This window comes from Mannheimia haemolytica (genome assembly GCA_900638155.1).
Taxonomy (GTDB): Bacteria; Pseudomonadota; Gammaproteobacteria; order Enterobacterales; family Pasteurellaceae; genus Mannheimia; species Mannheimia glucosida.
Window position 1 is genome coordinate 128274 of sequence record LR134495.1, and the last position, 24864, is coordinate 153137.

The window sequence follows — 24864 nt, forward strand, 5'->3', positions numbered from 1 at the left end:
TCCTATACGGTTCAACCGATACCTAAAAAGCCTTGAAAATCAATGTTTCAAGGCTTTTTTAGTAACATTATGTTTGAACCGATTCAAGTGTAGCTTCAGGTTACATAAAGCTTACCACTCATATCCAACTTTGAGTGAAATGAATTTTTGTTCTTGCAATGTATTTCCTTTTGTAAAGCCAGCATGCATCGAACTTGATACCCCTTTATAATGGAGTCTAATCCCTACTTCTTGCTTAAAATAACGACCTATATTTTGATTTAAGGAAAATTCATTTAACTTAGTTTTAAGTGTTCCGTGGCTTGCATCAACAAAATAGCTCCCTAATTCAGGTTTTACCTTTAATTCATTAAAGGTAAAAGTTTTATTTAATGCTAAACCAGCTTGAATAGCCAAAAGATCTACCCTATCAGTCTCAAATTTTGTGTTCTCTAATTGAGCATTTGCAGCTGTTAAATGGTGATAGCGCATACCAAATGACGGTTGTAGGTTAAAACTTGCAACTTCCAACGTTTTACCTACCGTTAATCCTAAAGAATATACATTTCTGGCTAGTTTTATCGTCTGGCTTTGATGGCTTAATTTGTTATTCGCACGCCCAATGCTACCATCAACCCCTACATAAATGCCATTTTCCCATGTTTTCTTACCATAAAAAGAGAGCATAGTTAAATCCCCTTTACCATTATAGTAGTTCTGAAAATCATTATTCGCTCTGGATTGAGATAAGATAGTACCAATAACTAGGTTATGATCATCCAAATATTTCTCTGCTCCAACTTGTACCAAGCTGAAATCTTGTTTGAAAGCACTGTTTCCAGACTGATATTTTGTTGTTTGATACTCATATTTCGACCAAACATTAGCTCGCTCATCTTTATCTTTACGAACTAAAAGATCTAATGCAGAAGTCACACCTAAAACAGCATTAATTTGTGCAGCAAGTTCTGAACTAAGAGATACAGCTCTAGCTTTTCCCGCTTCTTCTGCAGCTTTACGTGCAGCTTCTTCTTGCGCAAGGCGCGCTTTTTCTGCCTCTTCTGCAGCTTTGCGTGCAGCTTCTTCTTGCGCAAGACGGGCTTTTTCTGCCTCTTCTGCAGCTTTACGAGCGGCTTCTTCTTGCGCCAGACGAGCTTTTTCTGCCTCTTCTGCGGCTTTGCGTGCAGCTTCTTCCTGCGCAAGACGGGCTTTTTCTGCCTCTTCTGCGGCTTTACGTGCAGCTTCTTCTTGCGCCAGACGAGCTTTTTCTGCCTCTTCTGCAGCTTTACGTGCTGCTTCTTCTTGCGCAAGGCGTGCTTTTTCTGCCTCTTCTGCGGCTTTACGTGCTGCTTCTTCTTGCGCCAAACGAGCTTTTTCCGCCTCTTCTACTGCTTTACGAGCGGCTTCTTCTTGCACCAGACGAGCTTTTTCTGCCTCTTCTGCGGCTTTACGTGCAGCTTCTTCTTGCGCCAGACGAGCTTTTTCTGCCTCTTCTGCAGCTTTACGTGCTGCTTCTTCTTGCGCAAGGCGTGCTTTTTCTGCCTCTTCTGCGGCTTTACGTGCTGCTTCTTCTTGCGCCAAACGAGCTTTTTCCGCCTCTTCTGCTGCTTTACGTGCTGCTTCTTCTTGCGCAAGACGGGCTTTTTCTGCCTCTTCTGCGGCTTTACGTGCGGCTTCTTCTCTTGCTTTAGCCTCTTCTGTTTTTTCTGGGCTTAAATAGTAAGCTAGCCCCTCTTTTTTTAATGTATAACGAAAATCTCCCCTCACAATATCAGAGTCATCTAAAGTAAAATTAAAGTTATTCTCTGATTTTGCTTCTAATAATTTGATTTTCTGATCATTAGTGGGTGTGCCAATTTGGGAAATTTTTGCCTTAAAAGCACCGCTTGCATGCTCTACATTTATCAAATCACTTATTGTTTGAGCAAAGTAAGTGATAAAGTTAATAACCCCACTTCCGCTAAGACTATTAATATTTAAAGTATTTGGCTCACCCACATTATTGTCTAAGGTGATTGTCGCATTATCTACATTCAATTTATTGACATTGCTGTTTCCTGTCATTACCCAGCTAGAACCATTTTGCAAGTTTATTTGGCTATCGCCATTGCTTTCAATTGTCCCAATAAGATCAGCCTTACTACCTAATTCAAAACGTGCATTCTGAGTTAATTTAATATCACTATTGACTGTAGTACGTTGCCAGCTATGTAAATCCTTATCAGATAACACAGATAAATTACAACTTGCTATGCCAGTACGATCTGAACGAATACACGATTGAGATTTCCCTTGTGTGAAACCTACTTGTGCTGTTGCATTGTCACTCAAATTAAAATTACCGTTTACTTCAACTACATTACGGCTAACTTCAATTTTCCCATTATCCTTAGCTTGAAAGGTTGTTGCGCTAAAGGTTCGATTAATCCATTCACCTTCTTTTATAATTTCCTTATTAATTGTTTTTTTATTTTCATCAAGAACTTGGCGTGCATATGGAATCGGGCGGCCGGATAAAATAATTTCAGCATCATTTTCTGCCGACAAAATCCCATCTAATGCGGTCCCCCCAGTTAAAAGAAGCTTCCCTCCTGCATTAATAGGCTTGAAGTGAATATTTAACTTTCCGTTCTCTCTGCTTGAGTCAGATTCGCCAAAATAGCCATTGTAAGCATAAAGTTGATTTTCTAGTGCTTTATTTTTCTTTTCAACGACATACTTTTTAGCATCATCATGATTCCAACTTATAAACTTCCACGCATTGTTCTCAAGCACAAAATAGGCGCCTTGGCTACGAAACAGATCAGCATTATAGCCTTCTCCAAAATTAATTGTACGAACATCATTATCTGTAAATACTTGGCCTACCAAAGAAATATTCGCAGCAACACCAGCATTATTATTAACAATTCTCGCTCCATCATCGACATTCTGGATCCGATTAAATGTTAAGCTGTTACCGTTTAAATCTAAACGACCGCCACGATAACCAAAATAAATACTGTTAGGATCTACTTGATCAGCGCTATTTAGAATTACAGTTGGTCGTCCACTAACGATCCCAACTTCACTAAATGCAGATTTTTCACCATTTTCGCCCGCTTGTTGGTTAAGAATCACTGTGCCATCTCCAACACTAATTGATCCTAAATTCTTGCCTTTACCAGAAACAGTTAGCGTTCCTTCTCCAATTTTAGATAATCTATCTCCCACCGGATTATGAACTTGCCATTCTACATTCTTATTTTTATCTACAGATATCCCAGCCCCAAGCCACGTTGTCATTTCATTAGCACCGGTTACAACCGCATTACCTGAAAAATATAGCGCTCCGGCTCCCTGATTAATATTATTAGCTAAATTAAGGGTATTTCCATCTCCGGAAATTTTAAGCGTTTTCCCATGGTGTAAAGATGGCTTATGTGGCTTACCTGTTGTTGGGTCAGGCAATGAGGTATCAGCTAAATCAACTACTAATTCAGCCGTGGCCCCCGTAATCTTGCTACTATTTCCAAGTGCAGTCCAAGTGAGAGTCTTTCCACTATCACTTATAGTACCTGCCGTATCTTCTTGCTCTAGTAAATCACCATATTCAGGATGGTTTACAACTGACACGGTAAAATCATCATTACCTGATTGTAATGTAGCAATATATACCCAACGATTCAGACGATTATCCCATGCAAACATGCCTGAGCCACTATCGCCTTGCTGTGGATGAGAGCTAAGAGGGCTGTAACTATCATCAAATACATTGCCTTTAAAAACAAAGGTATTAGCATTATTGCTCGTTAACTTTAATGTGGTTCCACCAATTAGGTAAGCATACGGATCCGCAAGTTTTTCCTTTACAGCATTCTTTTCAGCTAAAATGTATTGTGTACCTGAACCTGCACGAATAAACATTGGAAAAATACTTGCATCACGATACAGATCATAATTTTTCTCTTGGGATTGCTCTGCTGGTGCTGTTTCTGTTACTAGTTTATGCAAACGAGGCGTTTGATAGTCATTATGCGTAAATCCCTGAATGGCTTTACTCCCTTTTGGGTCATAATCATTGCGTGAAACCAATTGATAATTAAAATGGTGATTATCTGGGTTTTCACTACCAGAATCACCAAACTGCACTGTTCGATAGCCTCTGTTGTGCTCTACACTCACAATATATTGTGGTTTAGTCAGGGTTGCATAACCTCCCCCCCGTGTAATCACAGAGAAGTCAATCATGGGAATATTTTCTAAAGCAATACCTATCTTGTCACCTTGCTTATTAAATATTTCAACATTTTTCGCTCCGACATAAAATTTTCCTTTATTTTCCGCAAGATCTCGGAAATATTGGTAATCTATATCGCCACGAACAGTAGAACTGTAACTAAGCTGTGCCAATGACAGCCCTACGAATGCAGAAATTAAAGAGAGTTTAAAAGAGGCTGGTTTCATATATTTATCATCCAAAAAATAGAATTTGGCGAATTCTAGCACTAATTGATGACAAAATAAGCATTCAATTACAACGATAGGAAATACATAGCAAATAGTGAAAATAGTAAGCCCGCTTAAGAGCGGGCAAAACATTTGAATAAAGGTTAATTGCAACTTGTACTTAGCAATGTCTAAATCATAAATTAAAGGAATAACTCTTACCTAAATCCCATCACCACATAAACCTTGCTCATCTTCAAAGTATTGATTCATATCGAAAGCCGGTTTTTGTTCGGAGGATTTGCCAATAATGCGAGCCGGCACACCTGCTGCGGTGGCGTGATCAGGCACAGGTTGTAACACCACTGAATTTGCCCCGATTTTAGAATAGCGTCCGATTTCAATATTACCGAGAATTTTTGCACCGGCTCCAATCATCACGCCTTCACGGATTTTCGGGTGACGATCGCCATTTTCTTTACCTGTGCCGCCTAGTGTTACACCTTGTAAAATCGAAACATCATTTTCGATTACAGAGGTTTCGCCCACCACAATTCCGGTGGCGTGGTCAAACATAATCCCACAACCGACTTTTGCTGCAGGGTGAATATCCACATCAAAGGCAACGGAAATTTCATTTTGTAAATAAACCGCTAATGCTTTTCTGCCTTGATTCCAAAGATAATGTGTCACCCGATAACTTTGGAGGGCGTGAAATCCCTTTAAGTACAGCAATGGCGTACTCCATTTATCCACCGCCGGATCTCGAGTTCTAACCGCATTAATGTCACAAGCTGCACTGGCGATAATTTGTGGGTCGGCTTGATAAGCCTCCTCGATGATCTCTTTTAATGCAATTGCCGGCATAATCGGGTTGGCTAATTTATTCGCCAAAATATAGCTTAACGCATCACCTAGATGATGATGTTTTAAAATTGTGGCGTGGAAAAAGCTTGCTAACATAGGTTCACAATTCGCCAGCTCTTTGGCTTCATCTCGAATTGCTTGCCAAATCTGATTAATTTCACTCTGCTGCATTTTATTCTCCTTTCTTTATTCGCCTTTTCGTTCACGCCCCAACAAGGTTTTCACCACATCCGAAGCCTGTTTGCCACAAAATAACATTTGGTAAATTTGTTCTACAATCGGCATTTCAACGCCCTGTGTTTGAGCGAGCAAATAGGCTTCTTTGGTATTATAAAATCCTTCTACCACTTGACCGATTTCCGCAATCGCGACTTCTGCCGATTTTCCTTGCCCTAACGCCAAACCAAATCGGCGGTTTCGGGATTGGTTATCGGTACACGTCAGCACTAAATCACCAAGCCCCGCCATTCCGGTAAAGGTTTTCGGATCTGCCCCGAGTGAAACACCTAAACGGCTAATCTCAGCCAGCCCTCGAGTAATCAAAGCAGTGCGAGCATTTGCCCCGAACCCCATTCCGTCTGAAATACCTGCACCAATCGCAATCACATTTTTAATAGCCCCACCGAGTTGCACGCCGATAATATCATTGTTGAGGTAAACTCGGAACGCTTTGGAACAGTGAATCCGTTGTTGCATTTGATCGGCGAAAACAGGATCGGTTGATGCAAGGGAAATGGCTGTCGGTAAGCCAGCTGCCAGTTCTTTGGCAAAAGTCGGACCGGAAAGCACCGCAAGCGGGTAAATTTCCCCCAAAATTTCCTTAGCTACCGTTTGCAACAAACGCCCGGTATCCCGCTCCAGCCCTTTGGTTGCCCACATTATACGGTGATCTTGGGACAAAAAAGGCTTGATTTGAGCCAATACTTCAGAGAATACATGACTTGGCACCACAATCAGCAGATCTTTCGATTTTTGTACCGCTGTAGCAAGATCTGCGACAATTTCTAAGGCTTCTGGGAATACAATATCAGGCAGAAAATCTTGGTTCATTCGCTCTGATGCCAAAACGGCCATTTTGTCGGGATTATGCCCCCATAAATAGGTTTTGTGACCATTTCGAGAAAGGGCAATGGCTAAAGCTGTTCCATAAGAACCTGCACCTAATACCGTGATTGGGGCAGAATAGATTTCACTCATATTTCCTCTGTTCGGCTTATTTAGAAAATTGCAAAAAATAGTAGAAAAATAACCGCTTGTAAAAAAATAGGTATGCCTTGCATACCTATTTTCTATCTAAAATGCTTAGTTCGCTAAAGCCGGCTCTTCTGCACTTTCTTCTTGGCGTTGGAGGTAATCCATAAATAACGCATCAAAGTTCACCGGTGAAAGATTTAATGCCGGGAAAGTACCACGATTCACAAGACTTGAGATTAGCTCACGAGCATAAGGATAAAGCACATTCGGGCATTGTGAAGCTAGGCAGTGAGCAAGTTGAATGCCTTCTAAACCTTTAATAGTGAACACACCTGCTTGTTTTACTTCACAAATGAAAGCGACATCATTACTGTCTTCTAACGTAGTTTGCACCGTAATGTGTAAGGTAACTTCGTATAGATCTTCACCAATTTCTTTGGTTTCAGTATCTAACTCAAAGCCTAATTGTGGTTTCCACTCTTGTTGGAAAATAGTCGGTAAATTTGGTGCTTCAAATGAAACATCTTTTACATAAATGCGTTGAATTTGAAGCTCAAAAGGGGTTTGTGTAGCTTCTTCTGTTGATGCAACTTGATTTTCTTCTGACATAAAATTTCCTTAATAATAGATTATTTATGTTTTTTAATAGTTGGTAGGCTTGCTGCACGCCAGCCGCCAATCCCTTCTTTTAATACATAAACTCTGCTAAAGCCTTGTTTAGCAAGATCTGCCGCAACACCACCTGAAGTGAAGCCATTAGTATCTACTACAATTACCGGGCGAGCTTTGTATTTATCAATCTGATTGATTTTAGCTGCTTTAATGTCTGACGGTAACATGTGAATGCTATCAATAATATGACCGGCACGGAACTCTTCATCAGAGCGCAAATCAATCACTACCGCATCTTCTTTATTGATTAGCTGTGTAGCTTGTGCGTTATCAACAATCTTATATTTTTGCGTTGCACTTTTATAAAAACTAAAAATCACCGCAATCAATAATGCGACCCAAGCAAAAACCATCAAGGTATGATTGGCAAAAAATTGCTCCAATTGTTGAGCAAAAGTCAGTTGTTCCATAATTCAATTTCCTTAAAATTAAAAATAAGCGATCTTTTTATGCAAATTTAACCGCTTGTAAAAGTAATAAAAGGTGAGCATTAGCCCACCTTATAAGGAAATTATTGAGCTTGTTGTGACATTACTTCGTCAAATGACATTGTTTTTTCAGTCACTTTTGCTTTCGCTAATACCGCATCAACCGCTTGCTCTTCTAATACCACATTGCGGATATTTTCAGTTAATTGACGGTTTTTCGCATAGTGAGCAACCACTTCAGCCGGTTGTTCGTAAGCAGAAGCGATATCTGCGATCATATCTTCAACACGTTTTTCATCTACTTTTAATTCATTAGAACCGATGATTGACGATAATAATAAACCTACTTGAACACGGCGTTTAGCTTCTGCTTCAAATAATTCAGCCGGTAATTGAGCAGCCATTTCAGGCTTACCACCAAAACGTTGCACCGCTTGTTGGCGTAACACGTTGATTTCTTCTTCAACCGCAGCAGCCGGTACTTCAACATCATTTTGAGCAATTAAGCCGTTGATTACTTGAGTTTTCACGCGTGAAGTTACCGCATTTTTAAGCTCACGTTGCATATTTTTCTTGATTTCTGCACGTAATTCTTCCACTGATTTTGCATTACCGAATTTTTTCACAAACTCTTCTGTTAATTCAGGTAATACCATCTCTTCTACTTTTTTCAAGGTAATTGCAAATTTAGCTGCTTTACCTTTTAAGTTTTCAGCGTGGTATTCTTCCGGGAAAGTTACATCAATGTCGAATTGCTCACCCGCTTTACGACCTACGATTCCGTCTTCGAAGCCTGGGATCATACGACCTTGACCCATAAATAATACGAAGTCTGATGCTTTACCGCCTTCAAATTCTTCGCCATCTACTGAACCAACGAAATCAATGGTTACACGAGATTCGGCTTTTGCAGCCTCTTGGCTTTCTGCCCAAGTCGCTTGTTGTTTGCGTAATACATCTACCATTTTGTCTAAATCAGCGTCTGCGATTTCAACAACCGGTTTTTCTACTTCGATATTCTCTAAACCTTTTAATTCCACTTCTGGGAAAACTTCAAATTCTGCAGTAAAGCTGAAATCTTGACCTGGCTGGTAGTTGTTTGGCGTGAAAGTAGGGCGACCTGCCAAGTTAATTTTTTCAGCAATAACTGCTTCAAAGAATGCACGTTGCATTTCATCAAATAACACATCTTGACGAGCTGCAATACCAAAACGTTGCTCGATAATTGAGTGTGGCACTTTACCTTTACGGAAGCCATCTACACGAGCATTTTTCGCATAGCCTTTTAATTGTTCTTTGTATGCTGCTTCGATTTTATCAGCTGGTACGTTAATAGTAACACGGCGTTTTAAGCCTTCTAATGTTTCAATTGAAAATGACATTCTTAAACCTCGGTTTAGGGATATAAAAAAGATATACAAATAGACGGTTATTGTAGCGTTCTATCAAGAAACTGTCGAGAAGAAACTCATTCGCAAATAAACAGTTTTGTAAAAAATCCCTAAAATCTGACAGTTTGTCAATGGGCTTGCCTACAAGCGGTCTTTTTTCACCGATTTTTTGCAAATGAAATGATATGGCTAGCTTAATCGGCATAAAAGCAAAAGAGGCATACCTTTCGATATGCCTCTTTCTTTGTGTTTAGCTTTTCGCTTATCAAACAATCTTAATTATTTGATGATTTTCGCTACAACGCCCGCACCTACTGTACGACCACCTTCACGAATCGCAAAACGTAAACCTTCGTCCATCGCGATTGGGTGAATTAGGCTAACAGTCATTTTGATGTTGTCTCCAGGCATTACCATCTCTACACCTTCCGGTAATTCGATTGTACCTGTTACGTCCGTTGTACGGAAGTAGAACTGTGGACGGTAACCTTTGAAGAATGGAGTGTGACGACCACCTTCTTCTTTTGATAATACGTAAACTTCTGATTCGAAGTCTGTGTGTGGAGTGATTGAACCCGGTTTCGCTAATACTTGACCACGTTCGATTTCTTCACGTTTAGTACCACGTAATAATGCACCTACGTTCTCACCCGCACGACCTTCGTCTAATAATTTACGGAACATCTCAACACCTGTTACGGTTGTTTTCGCTGTATCTTTGATACCTACGATTTCAACTTCATCACCAGTGCGGATGATACCACGCTCAACACGACCTGTTACTACTGTACCACGACCTGAGATTGAGAATACGTCTTCGATTGGTAATAAGAATGGTTTATCAATCGCACGCTCAGGCTCTGGAATGTATGTGTCTAAGTGATTTGCTAATTCAAGGATTTTCTCTTCCCACTCTGCTACGCCGTTTAACGCTTGTAACGCTGAACCACGTACGATTGGAGTGTCATCACCCGGGAAGTCGTATTGTGAAAGAAGTTCACGCACTTCCATTTCAACTAATTCTAATAACTCTTCGTCATCAACCATATCGCATTTGTTTAAGAATACGATGATGTATGGAACGCCTACTTGGCGACCTAATAAGATGTGCTCACGAGTTTGTGGCATTGGACCGTCAGTTGCTGCTACTACTAAGATAGCGCCGTCCATTTGTGCCGCACCGGTGATCATGTTTTTAACATAGTCCGCGTGTCCCGGGCAGTCAACGTGTGCGTAGTGACGAGTTGCTGTATCGTACTCAACGTGTGAAGTGTTGATAGTGATACCACGCGCTTTTTCTTCCGGTGCATTGTCGATTTGGTCAAATGCACGAGCTGCACCACCGAAGTGTTTTGCTAATACGGTAGTGATTGCTGCTGTTAAAGTTGTTTTACCATGGTCAACGTGGCCGATTGTACCCACATTAACGTGCGGTTTTGTACGTTCAAATTTTTCTTTAGACACTTTAATATCTTCCTAAAAAATGAGCCATAGCCCTATTGCTATGGCTCAGGTTAAACAAATTATTTTCTACGAGCTTCAATAATTGCATCAGCAACGTTTTTCGGTGCTTCAGCATATTTTAAAGGTTCCATAGAGTATGATGCACGACCTTGAGTTTGTGAACGTAAGTCTGTTGCATAACCAAACATTTCTGAAAGTGGAACTTCAGCATTGATCTTAACAACGAACTCGTTCGCTTCTTGACCGTTAACCATTGCACGACGACGGCTTAAGTCACCGATTACATCACCCACGTAATCCGGTGGAGTTTCAACTTCCACTTTCATGATTGGCTCAAGTAATACCGGGCTTGCTTTTGCGAACGCCGCTTTAAATGCTAATGATGCAGCAAGTTTAAACGCAAGTTCAGATGAGTCAACATCGTGGTATGAACCGAAGTGTAAACGCACACCTAAATCTACTACCGGGTAACCTGCTAACGGACCAGATTTAAGCTGTTCTTGGATACCTTTATCAACCGCAGGAATGTATTCACCAGGGATTACACCACCTTTGATTTCGTTCACGAACTCGTAGCCTGGACCTTCAGCATCTAATGGGTATAAGTCGATAACAACGTGACCGTACTGACCGCGACCACCAGATTGTTTTGCGTGTTTACCTTCAACATCGTTAACACGAGTGCGGATAGTTTCACGGTAAGATACTTGTGGTTTACCGATGTTTGCTTCCACTTTGAACTCACGTTTCATACGGTCAACGATGATGTCTAAGTGTAACTCACCCATACCTGAAATGATCGTTTCGCCAGATTCTTCATCGGTGTGAACACGGAATGAAGGGTCTTCTTGTGCTAAACGACCTAAAGCTAAGCCCATTTTTTCTTGGTCAGCTTTGGTTTTTGGTTCAACCGCAACAGAGATTACCGGCTCAGGGAATTCCATACGCTCAAGAATGATTGGTGCATCGATTGCACATAATGTGTCACCTGTACCAACATCTTTTAAACCGATTGCTGCAGCGATATCACCCGCACGAACTTCTTTGATCTCTTCACGTTTGTTTGCGTGCATCTGTACGATACGACCAAAACGTTCACGTTTTTGTTTTACTGAGTTGTAAACTGTATCACCAGAGTTAATTACACCAGAGTAAACACGGAAGAAGGTTAAGTTACCTACGAATGGGTCTGTTGCAATTTTGAATGCTAATGAAGCAAATGGCTCATCGTCGCTTGCGTGACGCTCGCCTTCAGTTTCATCTTCATTGATACCTTTAATTGCAGGAATATCAGTTGGTGCCGGTAAGTAATCAATTACCGCATCAAGCATTGCTTGTACACCTTTGTTTTTGAATGCAGAACCACAGCATACAGGGATTACTTCACCTGCTAATACGCGTTGACGTAACGCTGCTTTGATTTCATCTTCAGTTAATTCTTCACCAGAGAAGAATTTTTCCATTAATTCTTCAGACGCTTCAGCTGCTGCTTCAACAAGCATTGCACGGTGTTCTTCACAAGCATCAAGCATCTCTGCAGGAATATCTTCGTAAGTGAAGGTCATACCTTGGTCAGCTTCATTCCAGTTGATTGCTTTCATTTTGATTAAATCAACAACACCTTTGAAACTGTCTTCTGCACCGATTGGAAGTTGTAATGCAACTGAGTTACCACCTAAACGGGTTTTGATTTGCTCAACAACACGTAGGAAGTTTGCACCTGTACGGTCCATTTTGTTTACGAACGCAATACGTGGTACTTTATATTTGTTAGCTTGGCGCCATACAGTTTCAGATTGTGGTTGAACACCACCTACTGCACAGTAAACCATTACCGCACCATCAAGTACACGCATTGAACGTTCTACTTCGATAGTAAAGTCAACGTGTCCCGGAGTATCGATAACGTTGATACGGTGTTGTGGATATTGTTGTGACATACCAGACCAGAATGCTGTTGTTGCAGCAGATGTGATCGTGATACCACGCTCTTGTTCTTGTTCCATCCAGTCCATTGTTGCAGCACCATCGTGAACTTCACCGATTTTGTGACTTACGCCTGTATAGAACAAGATACGCTCTGTAGTAGTTGTTTTACCCGCATCGATGTGCGCACTGATACCGATGTTACGGTAAAGTGAAATAGGGGTTGTACGAGCCATTTTTATTTATTACCTTGTTTGGGGTTTAAATTAAAATTCTTAATAAGGGTAAGGCTTCACCGCAAACTGAGATGAAGCCTTCTATAAGCTTACTTAAACGATTACCAACGGAAGTGAGCAAACGCTTTGTTAGCTTCAGCCATACGGTGAACGTCTTCACGTTTCTTCACTGCTGAACCTTTGTTGTCTGCTGCATCCGATAATTCGTTAGCTAAACGTAATGCCATTGATTTGTCACCACGTTTACGAGCGGCTTCTACGATCCAACGCATTGCTAAAGCATTACGACGGGTTGGGCGAACTTCTACAGGAACTTGGTAAGTAGAACCACCCACACGGCGAGATTTAACCTCAACAGTTGGACGTACGTTTTCTAATGCGATTTCGAAAGCTTCTAACGCTTCTTTACCAGAACGTTGTGCTAAAGTTTCTAATGCACCGTAAACGATTTTTTCTGCAGTAGATTTTTTACCATCTACCATTAACACGTTAATAAATTTTGCAAGTAATTCTGAACCGAACTTCGGATCTGGAAGAATTTTGCGTGGTTCAATACTACGACGACGTGGCATTGGAAATTTCTCCGTATATTAAATCTTCAGGATATCCAAAACTCATCTAATCTGCCTTAAGGCATCTTGACTGGAGTTTATGGTTTAAATATTAAAATTTAGACGTTTGGCCTTACTCAACGGAGAACCATTAAGCTTTAGGACGTTTAACGCCGTATTTAGAACGACCTTGTTTACGATCTTTAACGCCTGCACAGTCAAGTGCACCACGTACAGTATGGTAACGAACACCCGGTAAGTCTTTAACACGACCACCACGGATTAATACAACACTGTGTTCTTGAAGGTTGTGACCTTCACCACCGATGTATGAAGTTACTTCAAAGCCATTTGTTAAACGAATACGACATACTTTACGTAATGCTGAGTTCGGTTTTTTAGGTGTAGTAGTGTATACACGAGTACACACGCCACGTTTCTGCGGGCAAGCCTCTAATGCAGGAACGTTACTTTTTACAACCTTTTTCACACGCGGTTTGCGTACTAGCTGGTTGATAGTTGCCATTAAAAAAGCTCCAGTTAAAATTATTAAAAATAAAATTAAAAACATCCTTTCACACGAAAGGACGGTAAATTTTAAATTGAACGTGGATAAAAGTCAAGCACAGTAAGAGAACAACAATGATCATTTGTTAATCAATGGAAGTAATTTTTCTAGCACTTGTGAAGAGGTAATATTTTCCATTTTATCCGCTTTTAGATAAAACTGATTTTGCCCGTAAGCCCCTATTAATTGAGGATCGGTTGCTCCGTATAAAATCACATTTGGCTTATCTAACGCAGCCGCCAAATGGCTCAAGCCGGTATCCACCGATACCACTGCCGCTGCTCCCGCAAGTTGAGTAGCAATATCGGTTAAGCTCATTTTTGGTAATACCTTAGCATTATTCGCCACACTCGCTAAACGCTTAGCCCGTTCTTTTTCGGCTTGGTTTCCCCAAGGCAATCTGACTTCCAAATTGAGTTTACTTAACGCTTGAATCAGCTCAGCCCAATAGGCTTCTTTCCAATGTTTATCCTCTCGGGTTGTGGCATGAATCAGCATAATGTAAGCGGTCGTTTTTGTCGCATTTTTTGCAAAATGTTGTGCAATGCGGTAATCGCCTTTCTCTTCAGGTAAAGCATAACCCAATGATTTTGCACATAATTTCCTGATACGTTCTACAGCGTGTTGTTGGTAAGGGATATCAAACTTTTCATCGTAAAATAGACTACTTAGGCCTTCACGAGCAGAGCTTTTATCATAACCTAACTTTTTGCCATTTGCTTGGCGAGTTACTAACACCGCACTTTTAATCAGCCCTTGAGCATCAATTACCGCATCATACTGCTCACTTTTTAGCTGTTTTAAAAACTGCTGCCATTCTACCCAAGTCTGTCTTTGGCAAAGGTTTTTCCGCCAGCGGCGAATAGCCACCGGAATTACTTTATTTACCGCTGAATGCCATGCAGGAATTTCGGTAAAATTCTCCTCCACCACCCAATCTACTTTTAAATCGGGAATAGCATTTTGCATATCGGTTATGGCTGGAAGCGTATGTAATACATCTCCCATTGATGAGGTTTTAACGATTAAAATTTTCATCTTTTATAAACAAACAAGCGGTCTTTTTTTGCAAAAAATTGGCAAAATTCAACCGCTTGTTATCCATTTAAACTAACAGTTCAGCTAATTTGTCCATCACCATTTCAGGCTGAATATCAATTAAACTTTGGTGATAGCCCTCTGCCCCTTCGCCTTTGCGGATTTTAATCAAACCGCCTTCAATTAAGCGAATGATCTCGGCATTTTGGGATAACGGCGGCGTATATTGTGGGCTGGTCGGTCCATATAAGGCGACCAGCGGTTTATTTAGTGCTGCGGCAATGTGCATTAAGCCGGAGTCATTGCTCACGACTGCATTACAATCTGCAATCAAATCTACCGCTTGGTTTAAATCGGTTTGCCCGGCTAAATTCAGGCAATAGCGTTGTAAATTTTCAGGTAATGCCAAGCGAATTTGCTCACCGGCGGCTTCATCTTTTTTCGAGCCAAATAACCGTACCGAATAACCTTGCTCAATCAACATTTTTGCCAATGTTGCATAATGATAATGCGGCCAACGTTTTGCCGGTCCAAATTCAGCCCCCGGACAAAAGCCGATGGCAGGACGGTTTTCCGCATAAGCCAACTGTTTTTCAAATTTCGCTTTGGTCTGCTCAATTTGTTCGCTATCAGTTGTGAGGTATGGATAAGCAATCGGCAACTGTTGTGCGGTTGGAACAGTAGCCTTTTCAAACGCCAAGGCTACATAGCGTTGCGCCATCATTGGGTAGTCGTTTTTATTACTGCGAAGATCATTTAAGAAAAAATATCTACTTTCCCCTTTCCAACCACGACGTCTCGCAATTTTCGCAAACAGTGGAATAAAGGCAGACTTTAATGAATTAGGCAATACAATCGCCATATCATATTGATTTCTCAGGGATTTTCCGAGTCGGTAGCGTTCACACACACGAAATGAACCGTGTCCAATCGGCATTGAAATCGCATTACGCACCTCAGGCATACGGGCTAAAAGCGGACGACACCAATCTGGTGCCATTACATCAATTTGGCAATTCGGATACTGTATTTTAAGCTGTTGATAAAGTGCGTGCGACATCATCATATCGCCCACCCAAGACGGTCCTATAACTAAAATATTCATTTACAAAATTCTCTTAAAAATTTATTCACAATCCTTGTAAGGATTGTTCACAGCTTCGCTGCCGTTGGCAAAGCCAACGTTCAAAAAGCGATGCTTTTGTGTCCGCTTGTTACTGCTTTATACAATTTGCCGCTAACGTTTTTTTAGTGTTGTTATACAAAAATGCTTTACCACTACGGGTTTCATGCCAAGTCCAACGGATATTAGTGTATTTTTTACCATCTCTCGTTACAGAAGGTGAAAGCTGATGCGTTGTCCCTTGATAACTCACTGTGACTATTTCCTTTTTTAACGCTTTTTTTGTTCGTCCCTGGCGTTCAACTTCAACCTTCTTATCATTCTCACAACGATATAAACTCACTTTAGGTGCTTGCGCTATCAGTTTAGTCACTTTCTTTACTGGCTCTTTTTCCTTTTGTACTTGATGAATTTGCTCAACAGGGGTAACCACTGTACTACAAGCAACTAACATCGCTGAGCTTAGCGTTAAGTAGATAAGTTTGTAAGAGGGGCAAAATAAATTCATCCTTTATCTCCTTTTTAAATAAAAGAGCAACGTTTGTAGCGTTGCTCTTTTTCTTCATTTTATTTATTTAAAAGTATAGCTACCGTTTGCTTGACGGGTAAATTTGCCGCCTGAGCCAATGCTCATTTCAACCACACGGTTATTTTTATCTAAACGAACGGTTACTCGCTCGCCTACTTTTAAATTACTCACCACGTTATTGACTTTGCTCATCGCATTAACGTCTGAGATATTTAAATTGTTATCACGGAACACTTGCATTAGTGATACACCTTTTGGCACAGTCATTGTTTTGGTTGCTACCGCATTTGCCGACTCGGCAGCCGGTGCTGCTTTTACCGCTTCAGTTTTTGTCGGAGCTTTCTCAACCGGTTTAGCTGCTGTTTTTGCCGTTTCTTTTGCTGCCAGTGTAGCACGTTCGGTTTTCACTTCAGTTTTAGCAGGGGCTTTAGGCTGTTGTTTTACCGTTGTTTCAGGTTGGAACACCACGCTATTTTCCGTTTTAGGCTTAATCGCCGGTTGTGCAACAACAGGTTTATTTTCCACCGGTTTCACCGCAACAGGTTGCTCAACTACTGCTTGTGATTGTGTTTGCGACTGGCTATCTTGTGACGGTTTAGCCATTGTTTGCTCGGTTTGGGCTGGAGCAACTGTTACAGACTCTTGTTGAGCGGCTTGAGCTTGTTCTTGAGCTTCTGCAGCTTCAGCGGCTTCTTGTTCTGCACGAGCTTGTTCTTCCGCACGTTTCGCTTCAGCTTCATCAACCGGTCGGAATTCAATCGGCAAGCTACCACCTTGCTGAGATTGTAGCTCTTCGACAGTTTCCGGCGTACTTGGTTTTAACAAGAAAAACAGTACCAATAATGCTAACGCCAACAATGCCACTAATAATAAACGGCGGGTTTTAGGTGGCATTTTAGCTTTAATCTCTTTGGTTTTAGTGGCTGCAGCTGCCGCAGTGGCTGCTGCGGCAGCTGTTGCCGCATTTGGAATAATACGCTCAGTAGTGAAACTCTCGGGTGCAGGTTTAACCACTTCTTTTTCCACATTTTCTTGTGCTTCAACTGTGTTAAAAGATGTGGTTGATACACTTTCTTCAACCGAATGAATGGTATTATCCGGCTCTACTGCTTCTGTAGCTTCTGAACTTGGAGTAAATTGGAATTCTTTTGCCTGCTTAGCCGAAAAGACATCAGCCGTATGATCTTCTACTTTAGCATCAGGTCTTTTCATAATTGGGGTAAACGTATGCCCCGGTGCATTGGTTGAACGCAACGAAACATAAGGGGCTTGAGCTGTATCTGCTTTGGTTGCTTCAGCGTCTTGAGAGGTAACCGAAGATTCACCAAAAACCGGTTCTTTGCGAAAATTATTTTGTGTCATATTAATTCCAAATAATAGCGTTGTTAATGAGTATAAAAATGGCGATATTCTAAAGCAATTCAGCCGCTATTTGAATTTATTTAACTAAATTTACGCAACTAGCGGTCATTTTTGCCTAATTTTTTGCAAATCTATTTACTTTCATTGAATTTCAGACCAAATGCAAGTCTAGAAGTTTAGCCATTTTCTATTTTTTCGATCTGTGTCGAAAAATTCATTTTTGCCGGTTGAGTTCTATTTCATTCCCTCTTAATCTTCCTTTCGACCTTTCAACAACTAATAAGGAAATCCTATGAAGAAAATCAAACAACTTGGTCTAACATTCTTGTTTGGCTTAAATGCAATGGCTTTTGCCCAAACACCGCCAACTACAATGCCTGTTGAACAAAATGAAGTCACTCAACCCGTACAGCAAACACAAATCACCAACGCTAATGCGGTAAATATCAATACTGCTAGTGCTGCTGAATTGCAAGACAAGCTAGTGGGAATTGGGCAGAAAAAAGCTCAAGCGATTGTCGATTACCGTACTAAAAACGGCAATTTTAAAAACATTGAGCAACTTGCTGAAGTCTCCGGAATTGGGCAAGCAACGGTAGAAAAAAATCGAGCCAATATTATTTTAGAATAAGACAACCAAATTGTTGAAGTGGAATTCCTACAAAGCCCCTATCTGTTTTTTTCTTTGTAGCCACTTCAACACCTTAAAGATTTTTTATCTATTTTGCATTGTATTTGCTATACTTCGCCCCCAATTAAACGCAAATTCTCGTTTTTAAATAAAAGGAAAACGCAATGCAATTAAAAAAACACCCTACGCCAACCTACTTCCAACGAGTAAAAATCGCTCTGCATTATTTACTGCCACAACTGGCAATTACCCGTGCAGCAGGTTGGTTAGCAGAACAAAAATGGGGCGTAGTGACTCACTTTATCATCAAGCTGTTTGCAAAACAGTACAAAGTTAATTTATCTGAAGCGGTAAAAACCGAGCCGTCAGATTATGCCACTTTTAATGAATTTTTTATTCGTGAATTAAAAGAAAACGCACGCCCGATTAATAACGAACCAAATACACTTTGCTTACCGGCAGACGGTAAAGTCAGCGAATCAGGCGAAATTTCGGATAACCGTTTATTACAAGCAAAAGGGCATCATTTTACGCTAGAAACCTTATTGGCAAATGATGAAGAAATGGCGGCAAAATTTAAAGACGGCACATTTATTACCACCTACTTATCGCCAACTGATTACCATCGTGTACATATGCCGTGCGATGGAACATTGCGTAAAATGATTTATGTGCCGGGCGAATTGTTCTCCGTCAATCCGTTTTTAGCCGAACACGTTCCAAACTTATTCGCTCGCAATGAACGTGTGATTTGTGAATTTGACACCGCATTCGGACCAATGGTACAGATTTTGGTCGGAGCAACGGTTACCGCAAGTATGAGTACGGTTTGGGCTGGCGTAATTAATCCGCCTCGAGCTGATGAAGTGGTAGTTTGGAATTACGAAACCGAAGGCGAAAAAGCCATCAAACTCCAAAAAGGCGAAGAAATGGGCGCTTTCCGTTTAGGCTCAACCGTAATTAACCTCTTCCCAAAAGGAAAAGTAGAACTCAACCCTGCACTTGTTGCAGGAATACAAACCCGAATGGGGGAAGAATTGGGTAGATTAAATTAAACCTGACTATTTACTAAGCCCTTTAATCGCAGAATATCTGCTCAGTTAAAGGGCTTTCTTATAACCAAATCATCTACTTCATTCCAATAAACTAAAACCCACTATTTCACTAAGTCTTTCATTTGTGCTATTGTGCCGATACATTTTTTTGACTAAAAAGGATAGATGATGAAACTACAAAAACTTATCCGAGAAAATCATTTAGCATTGCTGTTTCAACAAGGCAATTTTGGGCTTGAGAAAGAGAGCCAACGGGTTGATCGCAACGGCAATATCGTTACTACTCCCCACCCTGCCGTATTCGGTAATCGCTCTTACCACCCTTATATTCAAACCGATTTTGCCGAAAGTCAGCTAGAGTTAATCACTCCACCGAATGCTAAATTAGAAGACAGTTTTCGTTGGCTCTCTGCTATTCACGAAGTGGTATTGCGTTCGTTGCCGGAGGAGGAATATATCTTCCCTCTCAGTATGCCGGCAGGCTTGCCGCCGGAAGAGCAAATTCAAGAAGCACAATTTGACAACCCTGAAGATGTGCAATATCGCCAACACCTTTCCAAAAACTATGGAAAATATAAGCAGATGGTAAGCGGCGTGCATTACAATTTCCAACTTTCAACGGAATTTGTCGAAAAAGCCTTTGCTTTACAAACGGAATATTCTGAGCTGAAAGCCTTCCAAAACGCACTTTATATGAAGTTAGCCAATAACTTTTTGCGTTATCAATGGATTTTGCTCTATTTATTGGCTGCCACGCCTACAGTGGAATCGCAATATTTTTATGAAAAATCACCGCTTGCGGGAGGGCAACTTGTCCGCAGTTTGCGTTCAAGCCCCTATGGTTATGTGAATTCGGAAAAAGTGGTGGTTAATCACGACAGCTTAGAAAGCTATGTTGAAAGCCTTGAAGCCAATGTTGCCAACGGATTATTAATTGCCGAGAAAGAATTCTATTCCAACGTGCGTTTACGCGGTGGCAAGAAAGCCCGTGAGCTATTGGAACAGGGCGTGAAATACGCCGAATTCCGCTTATTTGATTTAAACCCTTTCGCCCCTTACGGTATTGAACTGAATGATGCCAAATTTATCCATTACTTCTTACTCGGTATGCTTTGGCTGGAGGAAACAAGCGGTCAAAAAGAGGTGGAAATCGGCAAACAGAAACTCTACCAAGTAGCCCTTGAAGATCCAAGAACAGAAACCGCTTTCCGTGCCGAAGGCGAAGCCATCTTAAATCAACTTTTAGCGATGCTTGCAGAATTGGGTGCTGGTCAGGAAAGCCTAGATCTGGTGCGGGAAAAATTAGCTCAATTTGCTGACCCAAGCAAAACCTTGAACGGACGTTTAATTGCAGCAATAGAGGAAGCCGGCAGTTATAAAGCACTAGGTGCTAAACTGGCTCAAGCGTATAAAGCACAAGCCTTTGAGCGTTTTTATGCGTTATCGGCATTTGATAATATGGAACTTTCCACCCAAGCCCTGTTTTTTGATTTGATCCAACAAGGGATTGAGGTGGAATTACTGGACGAAAACGATCAATTCCTCGCTCTGAAATTTGGCGATCATCTGGAATATGTGAAAAACGGCAATATGACCAGTCACGACCAATACATTTCACCCCTGATTATGGAAAACAAAGTGGTGACGAAAAAAGTATTGGCAAAAGCTGGCTTTAACGTCCCGAAAAGCGTTGAATTTACCAGCCTTGAACAGGCGGTGGCACATTATCCGCTATTTGAAGGCAAAGCGGTGGTGATTAAGCCGAAATCGACTAACTACGGTTTAGGCATTACCATCTTCCAACAAGCGGTTAAAAATCGGGAAGATTTTGCAAAAGCGGTTGAAATTGCCTTCCGTGAAGACAAAGAGGTAATGGTGGAAGACTATTTAGTCGGTACGGAATACCGCTTCTTTGTGCTGGGCGATGAAACCCTTGCGGTGTTACTGCGTGTACCGGCGAATGTAGTGGGAGATGGCATTCACAGTGTAAAAGAGCTGGTGGAGCGTAAAAATGACGATCCGCTGCGTGGCGATGGCTCTCGTAGTCCGCTGAAAAAAATCGCATTAGGTGAAATTGAGCAGTTACAACTTAAAGAGCAAGGCTTAACCGTAGATTCCGTACCGGCGAAAGGTCAAACCGTTCAACTGCGTGCCAATTCCAACATCAGCACCGGTGGCGATTCGATTGATATGACCGACCAAATGCACGAAAGCTATAAACAAATTGCGGTGGGAATTGCTCAGGCAATGGGTGCTAAAGTGTGTGGGGTTGATTTGATCATTCCTGATCTCACCAAACCTGCCGAGCCAAATTTAAGCTCTTGGGGCGTAATTGAAGCAAATTTCAACCCAATGATGATGATGCATATTTTCCCTTATCAAGGCAAGTCCCGCCGTTTAACTAAAGCTGTGATCAAAATTCTGTTTCCTGAGATAGGCAATTAAATTTTCTCTCTATACCTCTTTTAAGGAGAATTTACTCAAGAATTCTCCTTAATTTATTTCTAAAGTTTTACTCCAATTAAATTTCACTTTGTGCAAAACACTCCAAAAGAAGAATTTTTTTGTATAAGTAAAAACGATCGAAAATATCTCCGTTAACAAAATGTTATAAAGAAAAGACATTTAGCCCAATTTATAGCCAAAAAAGCTTATTGTCTGTGATATAGATCACACTTTTGTAATTAATACATTGTGTGAAATAATTATCATATTAAAATCTCGCCCCAGTAAATAAACAACTTAAAAAACCGCAAGGAGTAACAAATGAGCATTGCTATTATCATAGCAACCCATGGTGTTGCTGCAGAGCAACTTCTCAAAACAACTGAAATGTTGATTGGTGAACAAGAAGATGTCGCTTACATTGACTTTGTTCCCGGCGAAAATGCAGAAACGATTATGGGCAAATATCAAGCATTGGTGGAAGGTCCACTATCACACTGTGACCAAGTGCTGTTTTTGGTGGATATGTGGGGAGGAAGCCCATTCAACGCCGCAAACCGATTCCAAGATGGAAAATCGGGTATGGACGTGGTTGCGGGTGTGAATATTCCTATGCTAGTGAACACCTGTATGGCTCGCGATGATGTGGAGTCGTTGGAAGAATTGGTGGAAGTTGCATTAGAAGCCGGCTCAACCGGGATTCGTTCACTTAATCACCAACCTGAAGTGGCTGAGGTGCAAACCGCTACTCCGGCACAAGAAACTGCAGCTGTTCAACAGCCTGAAATTGTTGATGACGGACGTCGTATGACCATTGCCCTTGCCCGTATTGATGACCGCTTGATTCACGGTCAAGTTGCGACGGTTTGGACAAAAGAAAGTAAAGTCAATCGCATTATTGTGGTAAACGAAGGTGTAGCAAAAGACAGCGTGCGTACCACTATGCTAAAAAGTGTTGCTCCTCTTGGCGTAACGGCTCACGTTGTTGATGTACCTAAAATGATTCGTGTCTATAACAACCCTGAATATGCCGATGATCGTGTAATGTTACTCTTTACTAACCCAAGTGATGTCTTAGCCTTAATTGAAGGTGGTGTACCACTCAATAGCATTAACGTGGGCGGTATTTCGCATAAAGAAGGGAAACAAATGGTTAGCCACGCTGTTGCTGTTGATCAAAAAGATATTGATGCCTTCAAAGCAATTGATGCGAAAGGCGTTGAATTAGAAGTACGCAAAGTCTCAAGCGATAGCCGTCAATATATGATGGATTTATTGAAAAAACATAACTTAATCTAAAGGAAATTACTATGGAACTTTCAGCATTACAAATTGTGCTTTTATTCCTCGTTGCCTGTATCTCAGGTATGGGCTCAATTCTTGATGAATGGCAAACCCACCGTCCGTTAATTGCCTGTACGATGATAGGCTTAGTGCTTGGTGATGTGACTACCGGCGTTATTGTTGGTGGTTCATTAGAGTTATTAGCTTTAGGTTGGATGAACATCGGTGCCGCTGTTGCACCAGATGCGGCATTAGCCTCTATTGTCTCAACCATTTTAGTCATTGTAGGTCGTCAAGATATTTCAACCGGTATCGCCATCGCTATTCCGCTTGCAGCTGCCGGTCAAGTATTAACCTATGTTGTGCGTGCAATCACCGTAGGTTTCCAACACGCAGCAGATAAATCAATTGAAGACGGTAACTTAAGCCGTTTAGACTGGTTACATCGTGGTGCTTTATTGCTTCAAGCAATGCGTATTGCCATTCCAGCATTAATTGTGGCATTAACAGCAGGTACAGATGCGGTTCAAACAATGTTAAATGCCATTCCTGAAGTGGTTACAACCGGGCTGAAAATTGCCGGTGGCTTCATCGCCGTGGTGGGTTATGCGATGGTAATCAATATGATGCGTGCAGGTCATTTAATGCCGTTCTTCTTCGCAGGCTTTGTGATTGCAGGCTTTACCGATTTCAACCTTGTTGCCCTTGGGGTATTAGGTACGGTTATTGCGATGGTTTATATCCATATGCACCCTAAATATAACAAAAGCCAGCAGGTAGTAGTGGCAGCTGCACCAAAAAATGATTTAGACAACCGTTTAGACTAAGAGGGCATTTAAAATGACAACTGAAATCAAAAAAGTAACAAAAAGCGATTTGAATGCCGTTGTACGTCGTTCAAACTTATTCCAAGGTTCGTGGAACTTTGAGCGTATGCAGGCTCTTGGTTTTGCCTATGCGATGGTACCGGTTATCAAACGTTTATATCCGGATCCAAATGACCCGGGTCGCAAAGAAGCGATTAAACGCCATTCTGAGTTCTTTAACACCCAACCCTTCGTCGCTGCACCGATTTTAGGGGTAACCATTGCGATGGAAGAGGAACGTGCCAACGGTAAAGAAATCGACAATGCCGCAATTAACGGTATTAAAGTTGGTTTAATGGGACCATTAGCCGGTGTGGGTGATCCAATTTTCTGGGGAACCATTCGCCCTGTATTTGCTGGGTTAGGGGCAGTCTTAGCCTTAAAAGGCGAGCTTTTAGGTCCAATCCTGTTTTTCGCCTTATTTAACATAGTGCGTTTAGCCGCACGCTATTATGGCGTAGTGTATGGCTATAAAAAAGGGTTAGATGTTGTACAAGATATGAGCGGCGGTTTATTGCAAAAATTAACCGAAGGTGCTTCAATCTTAGGTCTGTTTATTATGGGGGCATTGGTACAAAAATGGACAAGCATTAACGTTCCACTTGTGCTTTCAACCATTCAAAAACAAGACGGTACCATCGAAGTTACCACCGTGCAAAGCATTCTCGACAGCTTAATGCCGGGCTTACTCCCATTATTATTAACCTTTGCTTGTATGTGGTTACTGCGTAATCGAGTAAATGCTATCTGGATTATCCTCGGTTTCTTTGTTATCGGTATCCTCGGTGCTGCAACCGGTGCATTAGCTTAGTTGCAAAATTTTCTGT

General features: G+C 41.3%; 20 protein-coding genes. 6 read left to right on the forward strand and 14 right to left on the reverse strand.

Features of this window, described 5'->3' with window-relative positions; genetic code table 11:
- Positions 1-111: 111 nt before the first annotated feature.
- The 14 genes from EL242_RS00700 to EL242_RS00765 form a co-directional block, all read right to left on the reverse strand.
- A complete protein-coding gene (locus tag EL242_RS00700; protein ID WP_126301125.1) occupies positions 112-4581 on the reverse strand; it encodes a S6 family peptidase in 4470 nt (1489 codons plus the stop codon).
- Positions 4582-4629: 48 nt separating this feature from the next.
- Positions 4630-5445, reverse strand: coding sequence for a serine O-acetyltransferase (gene cysE, locus EL242_RS00705; RefSeq protein WP_126301126.1), 816 nt, complete (start codon positions 5443-5445; stop codon positions 4630-4632).
- Between the two features lie 15 nt (positions 5446-5460).
- Positions 5461-6471, reverse strand: coding sequence for an NAD(P)H-dependent glycerol-3-phosphate dehydrogenase (gene gpsA / locus EL242_RS00710; protein ID WP_126301127.1), 1011 nt, complete (start codon positions 6469-6471; stop codon positions 5461-5463).
- 105 nt (positions 6472-6576) lie between these two features.
- On the reverse strand, positions 6577-7077 hold the full coding sequence (secB, locus tag EL242_RS00715; protein ID WP_006250294.1) for a protein-export chaperone SecB: 501 nt from the start codon (positions 7075-7077) through the stop codon (positions 6577-6579).
- A 20-nt stretch (positions 7078-7097) separates the two neighbouring features.
- Positions 7098-7550 (reverse strand): rhodanese-like domain-containing protein, encoded by a 453-nt coding sequence (locus EL242_RS00720; RefSeq protein ID WP_126301128.1) that lies wholly within the window; start codon positions 7548-7550, stop codon positions 7098-7100.
- Positions 7551-7651: 101 nt separating this feature from the next.
- Positions 7652-8950, reverse strand: a complete 1299-nt coding sequence (tig, locus tag EL242_RS00725) for a trigger factor (protein ID WP_126301129.1) — start codon at positions 8948-8950, stop codon at positions 7652-7654.
- A 288-nt stretch (positions 8951-9238) separates the two neighbouring features.
- On the reverse strand, positions 9239-10423 hold the full coding sequence (tuf, locus tag EL242_RS00730; protein WP_006249832.1) for an elongation factor Tu: 1185 nt from the start codon (positions 10421-10423) through the stop codon (positions 9239-9241).
- 59 nt (positions 10424-10482) lie between these two features.
- Complete coding sequence (gene fusA / locus EL242_RS00735; protein ID WP_126301130.1) at positions 10483-12585, reverse strand: elongation factor G; 2103 nt, start codon at positions 12583-12585, stop codon at positions 10483-10485.
- Positions 12586-12686: 101 nt separating this feature from the next.
- Positions 12687-13157, reverse strand: a complete 471-nt coding sequence (rpsG, locus tag EL242_RS00740) for a 30S ribosomal protein S7 (protein ID WP_006251653.1) — start codon at positions 13155-13157, stop codon at positions 12687-12689.
- Positions 13158-13287: 130 nt separating this feature from the next.
- Positions 13288-13662 (reverse strand): 30S ribosomal protein S12, encoded by a 375-nt coding sequence (rpsL, locus tag EL242_RS00745; RefSeq protein ID WP_005543325.1) that lies wholly within the window; start codon positions 13660-13662, stop codon positions 13288-13290.
- Between the two features lie 120 nt (positions 13663-13782).
- Positions 13783-14742: a lipopolysaccharide heptosyltransferase RfaC gene (gene rfaC, locus EL242_RS00750; RefSeq protein WP_126301131.1), complete on the reverse strand. Its 960-nt coding sequence runs from the start codon at positions 14740-14742 to the stop codon at positions 13783-13785.
- 67 nt (positions 14743-14809) lie between these two features.
- Entirely contained in the window at positions 14810-15847 is a 1038-nt protein-coding gene (waaF, locus tag EL242_RS00755) for a lipopolysaccharide heptosyltransferase II (RefSeq protein ID WP_126301132.1), read from the reverse strand.
- A gap of 109 nt (positions 15848-15956) precedes the next feature.
- Positions 15957-16373, reverse strand: coding sequence for an MliC family protein (locus EL242_RS00760; RefSeq protein ID WP_020824267.1), 417 nt, complete (start codon positions 16371-16373; stop codon positions 15957-15959).
- 63 nt (positions 16374-16436) lie between these two features.
- Entirely contained in the window at positions 16437-17756 is a 1320-nt protein-coding gene (locus tag EL242_RS00765) for a LysM-like peptidoglycan-binding domain-containing protein (protein ID WP_126301133.1), read from the reverse strand.
- A gap of 292 nt (positions 17757-18048) precedes the next feature.
- Here EL242_RS00765 and EL242_RS00770 point away from each other — a divergent pair, with 292 nt between their 5' ends.
- From EL242_RS00770 to EL242_RS00795, 6 genes are all read left to right on the forward strand, one after another.
- Positions 18049-18387: a ComEA family DNA-binding protein gene (locus EL242_RS00770; RefSeq protein WP_126301134.1), complete on the forward strand. Its 339-nt coding sequence runs from the start codon at positions 18049-18051 to the stop codon at positions 18385-18387.
- Between the two features lie 164 nt (positions 18388-18551).
- Positions 18552-19442: an archaetidylserine decarboxylase gene (gene asd / locus EL242_RS00775; RefSeq protein ID WP_126301135.1), complete on the forward strand. Its 891-nt coding sequence runs from the start codon at positions 18552-18554 to the stop codon at positions 19440-19442.
- A gap of 168 nt (positions 19443-19610) precedes the next feature.
- A complete protein-coding gene (gene gshAB / locus EL242_RS00780; RefSeq protein WP_126302679.1) occupies positions 19611-21887 on the forward strand; it encodes a bifunctional glutamate--cysteine ligase GshA/glutathione synthetase GshB in 2277 nt (758 codons plus the stop codon).
- A 321-nt stretch (positions 21888-22208) separates the two neighbouring features.
- Positions 22209-23186: a PTS mannose transporter subunit IIAB gene (gene manX, locus EL242_RS00785; protein ID WP_006251954.1), complete on the forward strand. Its 978-nt coding sequence runs from the start codon at positions 22209-22211 to the stop codon at positions 23184-23186.
- Positions 23187-23197: 11 nt separating this feature from the next.
- Positions 23198-23998, forward strand: a complete 801-nt coding sequence (locus EL242_RS00790; RefSeq protein WP_006249466.1) for a PTS mannose/fructose/sorbose transporter subunit IIC — start codon at positions 23198-23200, stop codon at positions 23996-23998.
- Between the two features lie 13 nt (positions 23999-24011).
- Positions 24012-24848: a PTS mannose transporter subunit IID gene (locus EL242_RS00795; RefSeq protein WP_126301136.1), complete on the forward strand. Its 837-nt coding sequence runs from the start codon at positions 24012-24014 to the stop codon at positions 24846-24848.
- Positions 24849-24864: the final 16 nt, after the last annotated feature.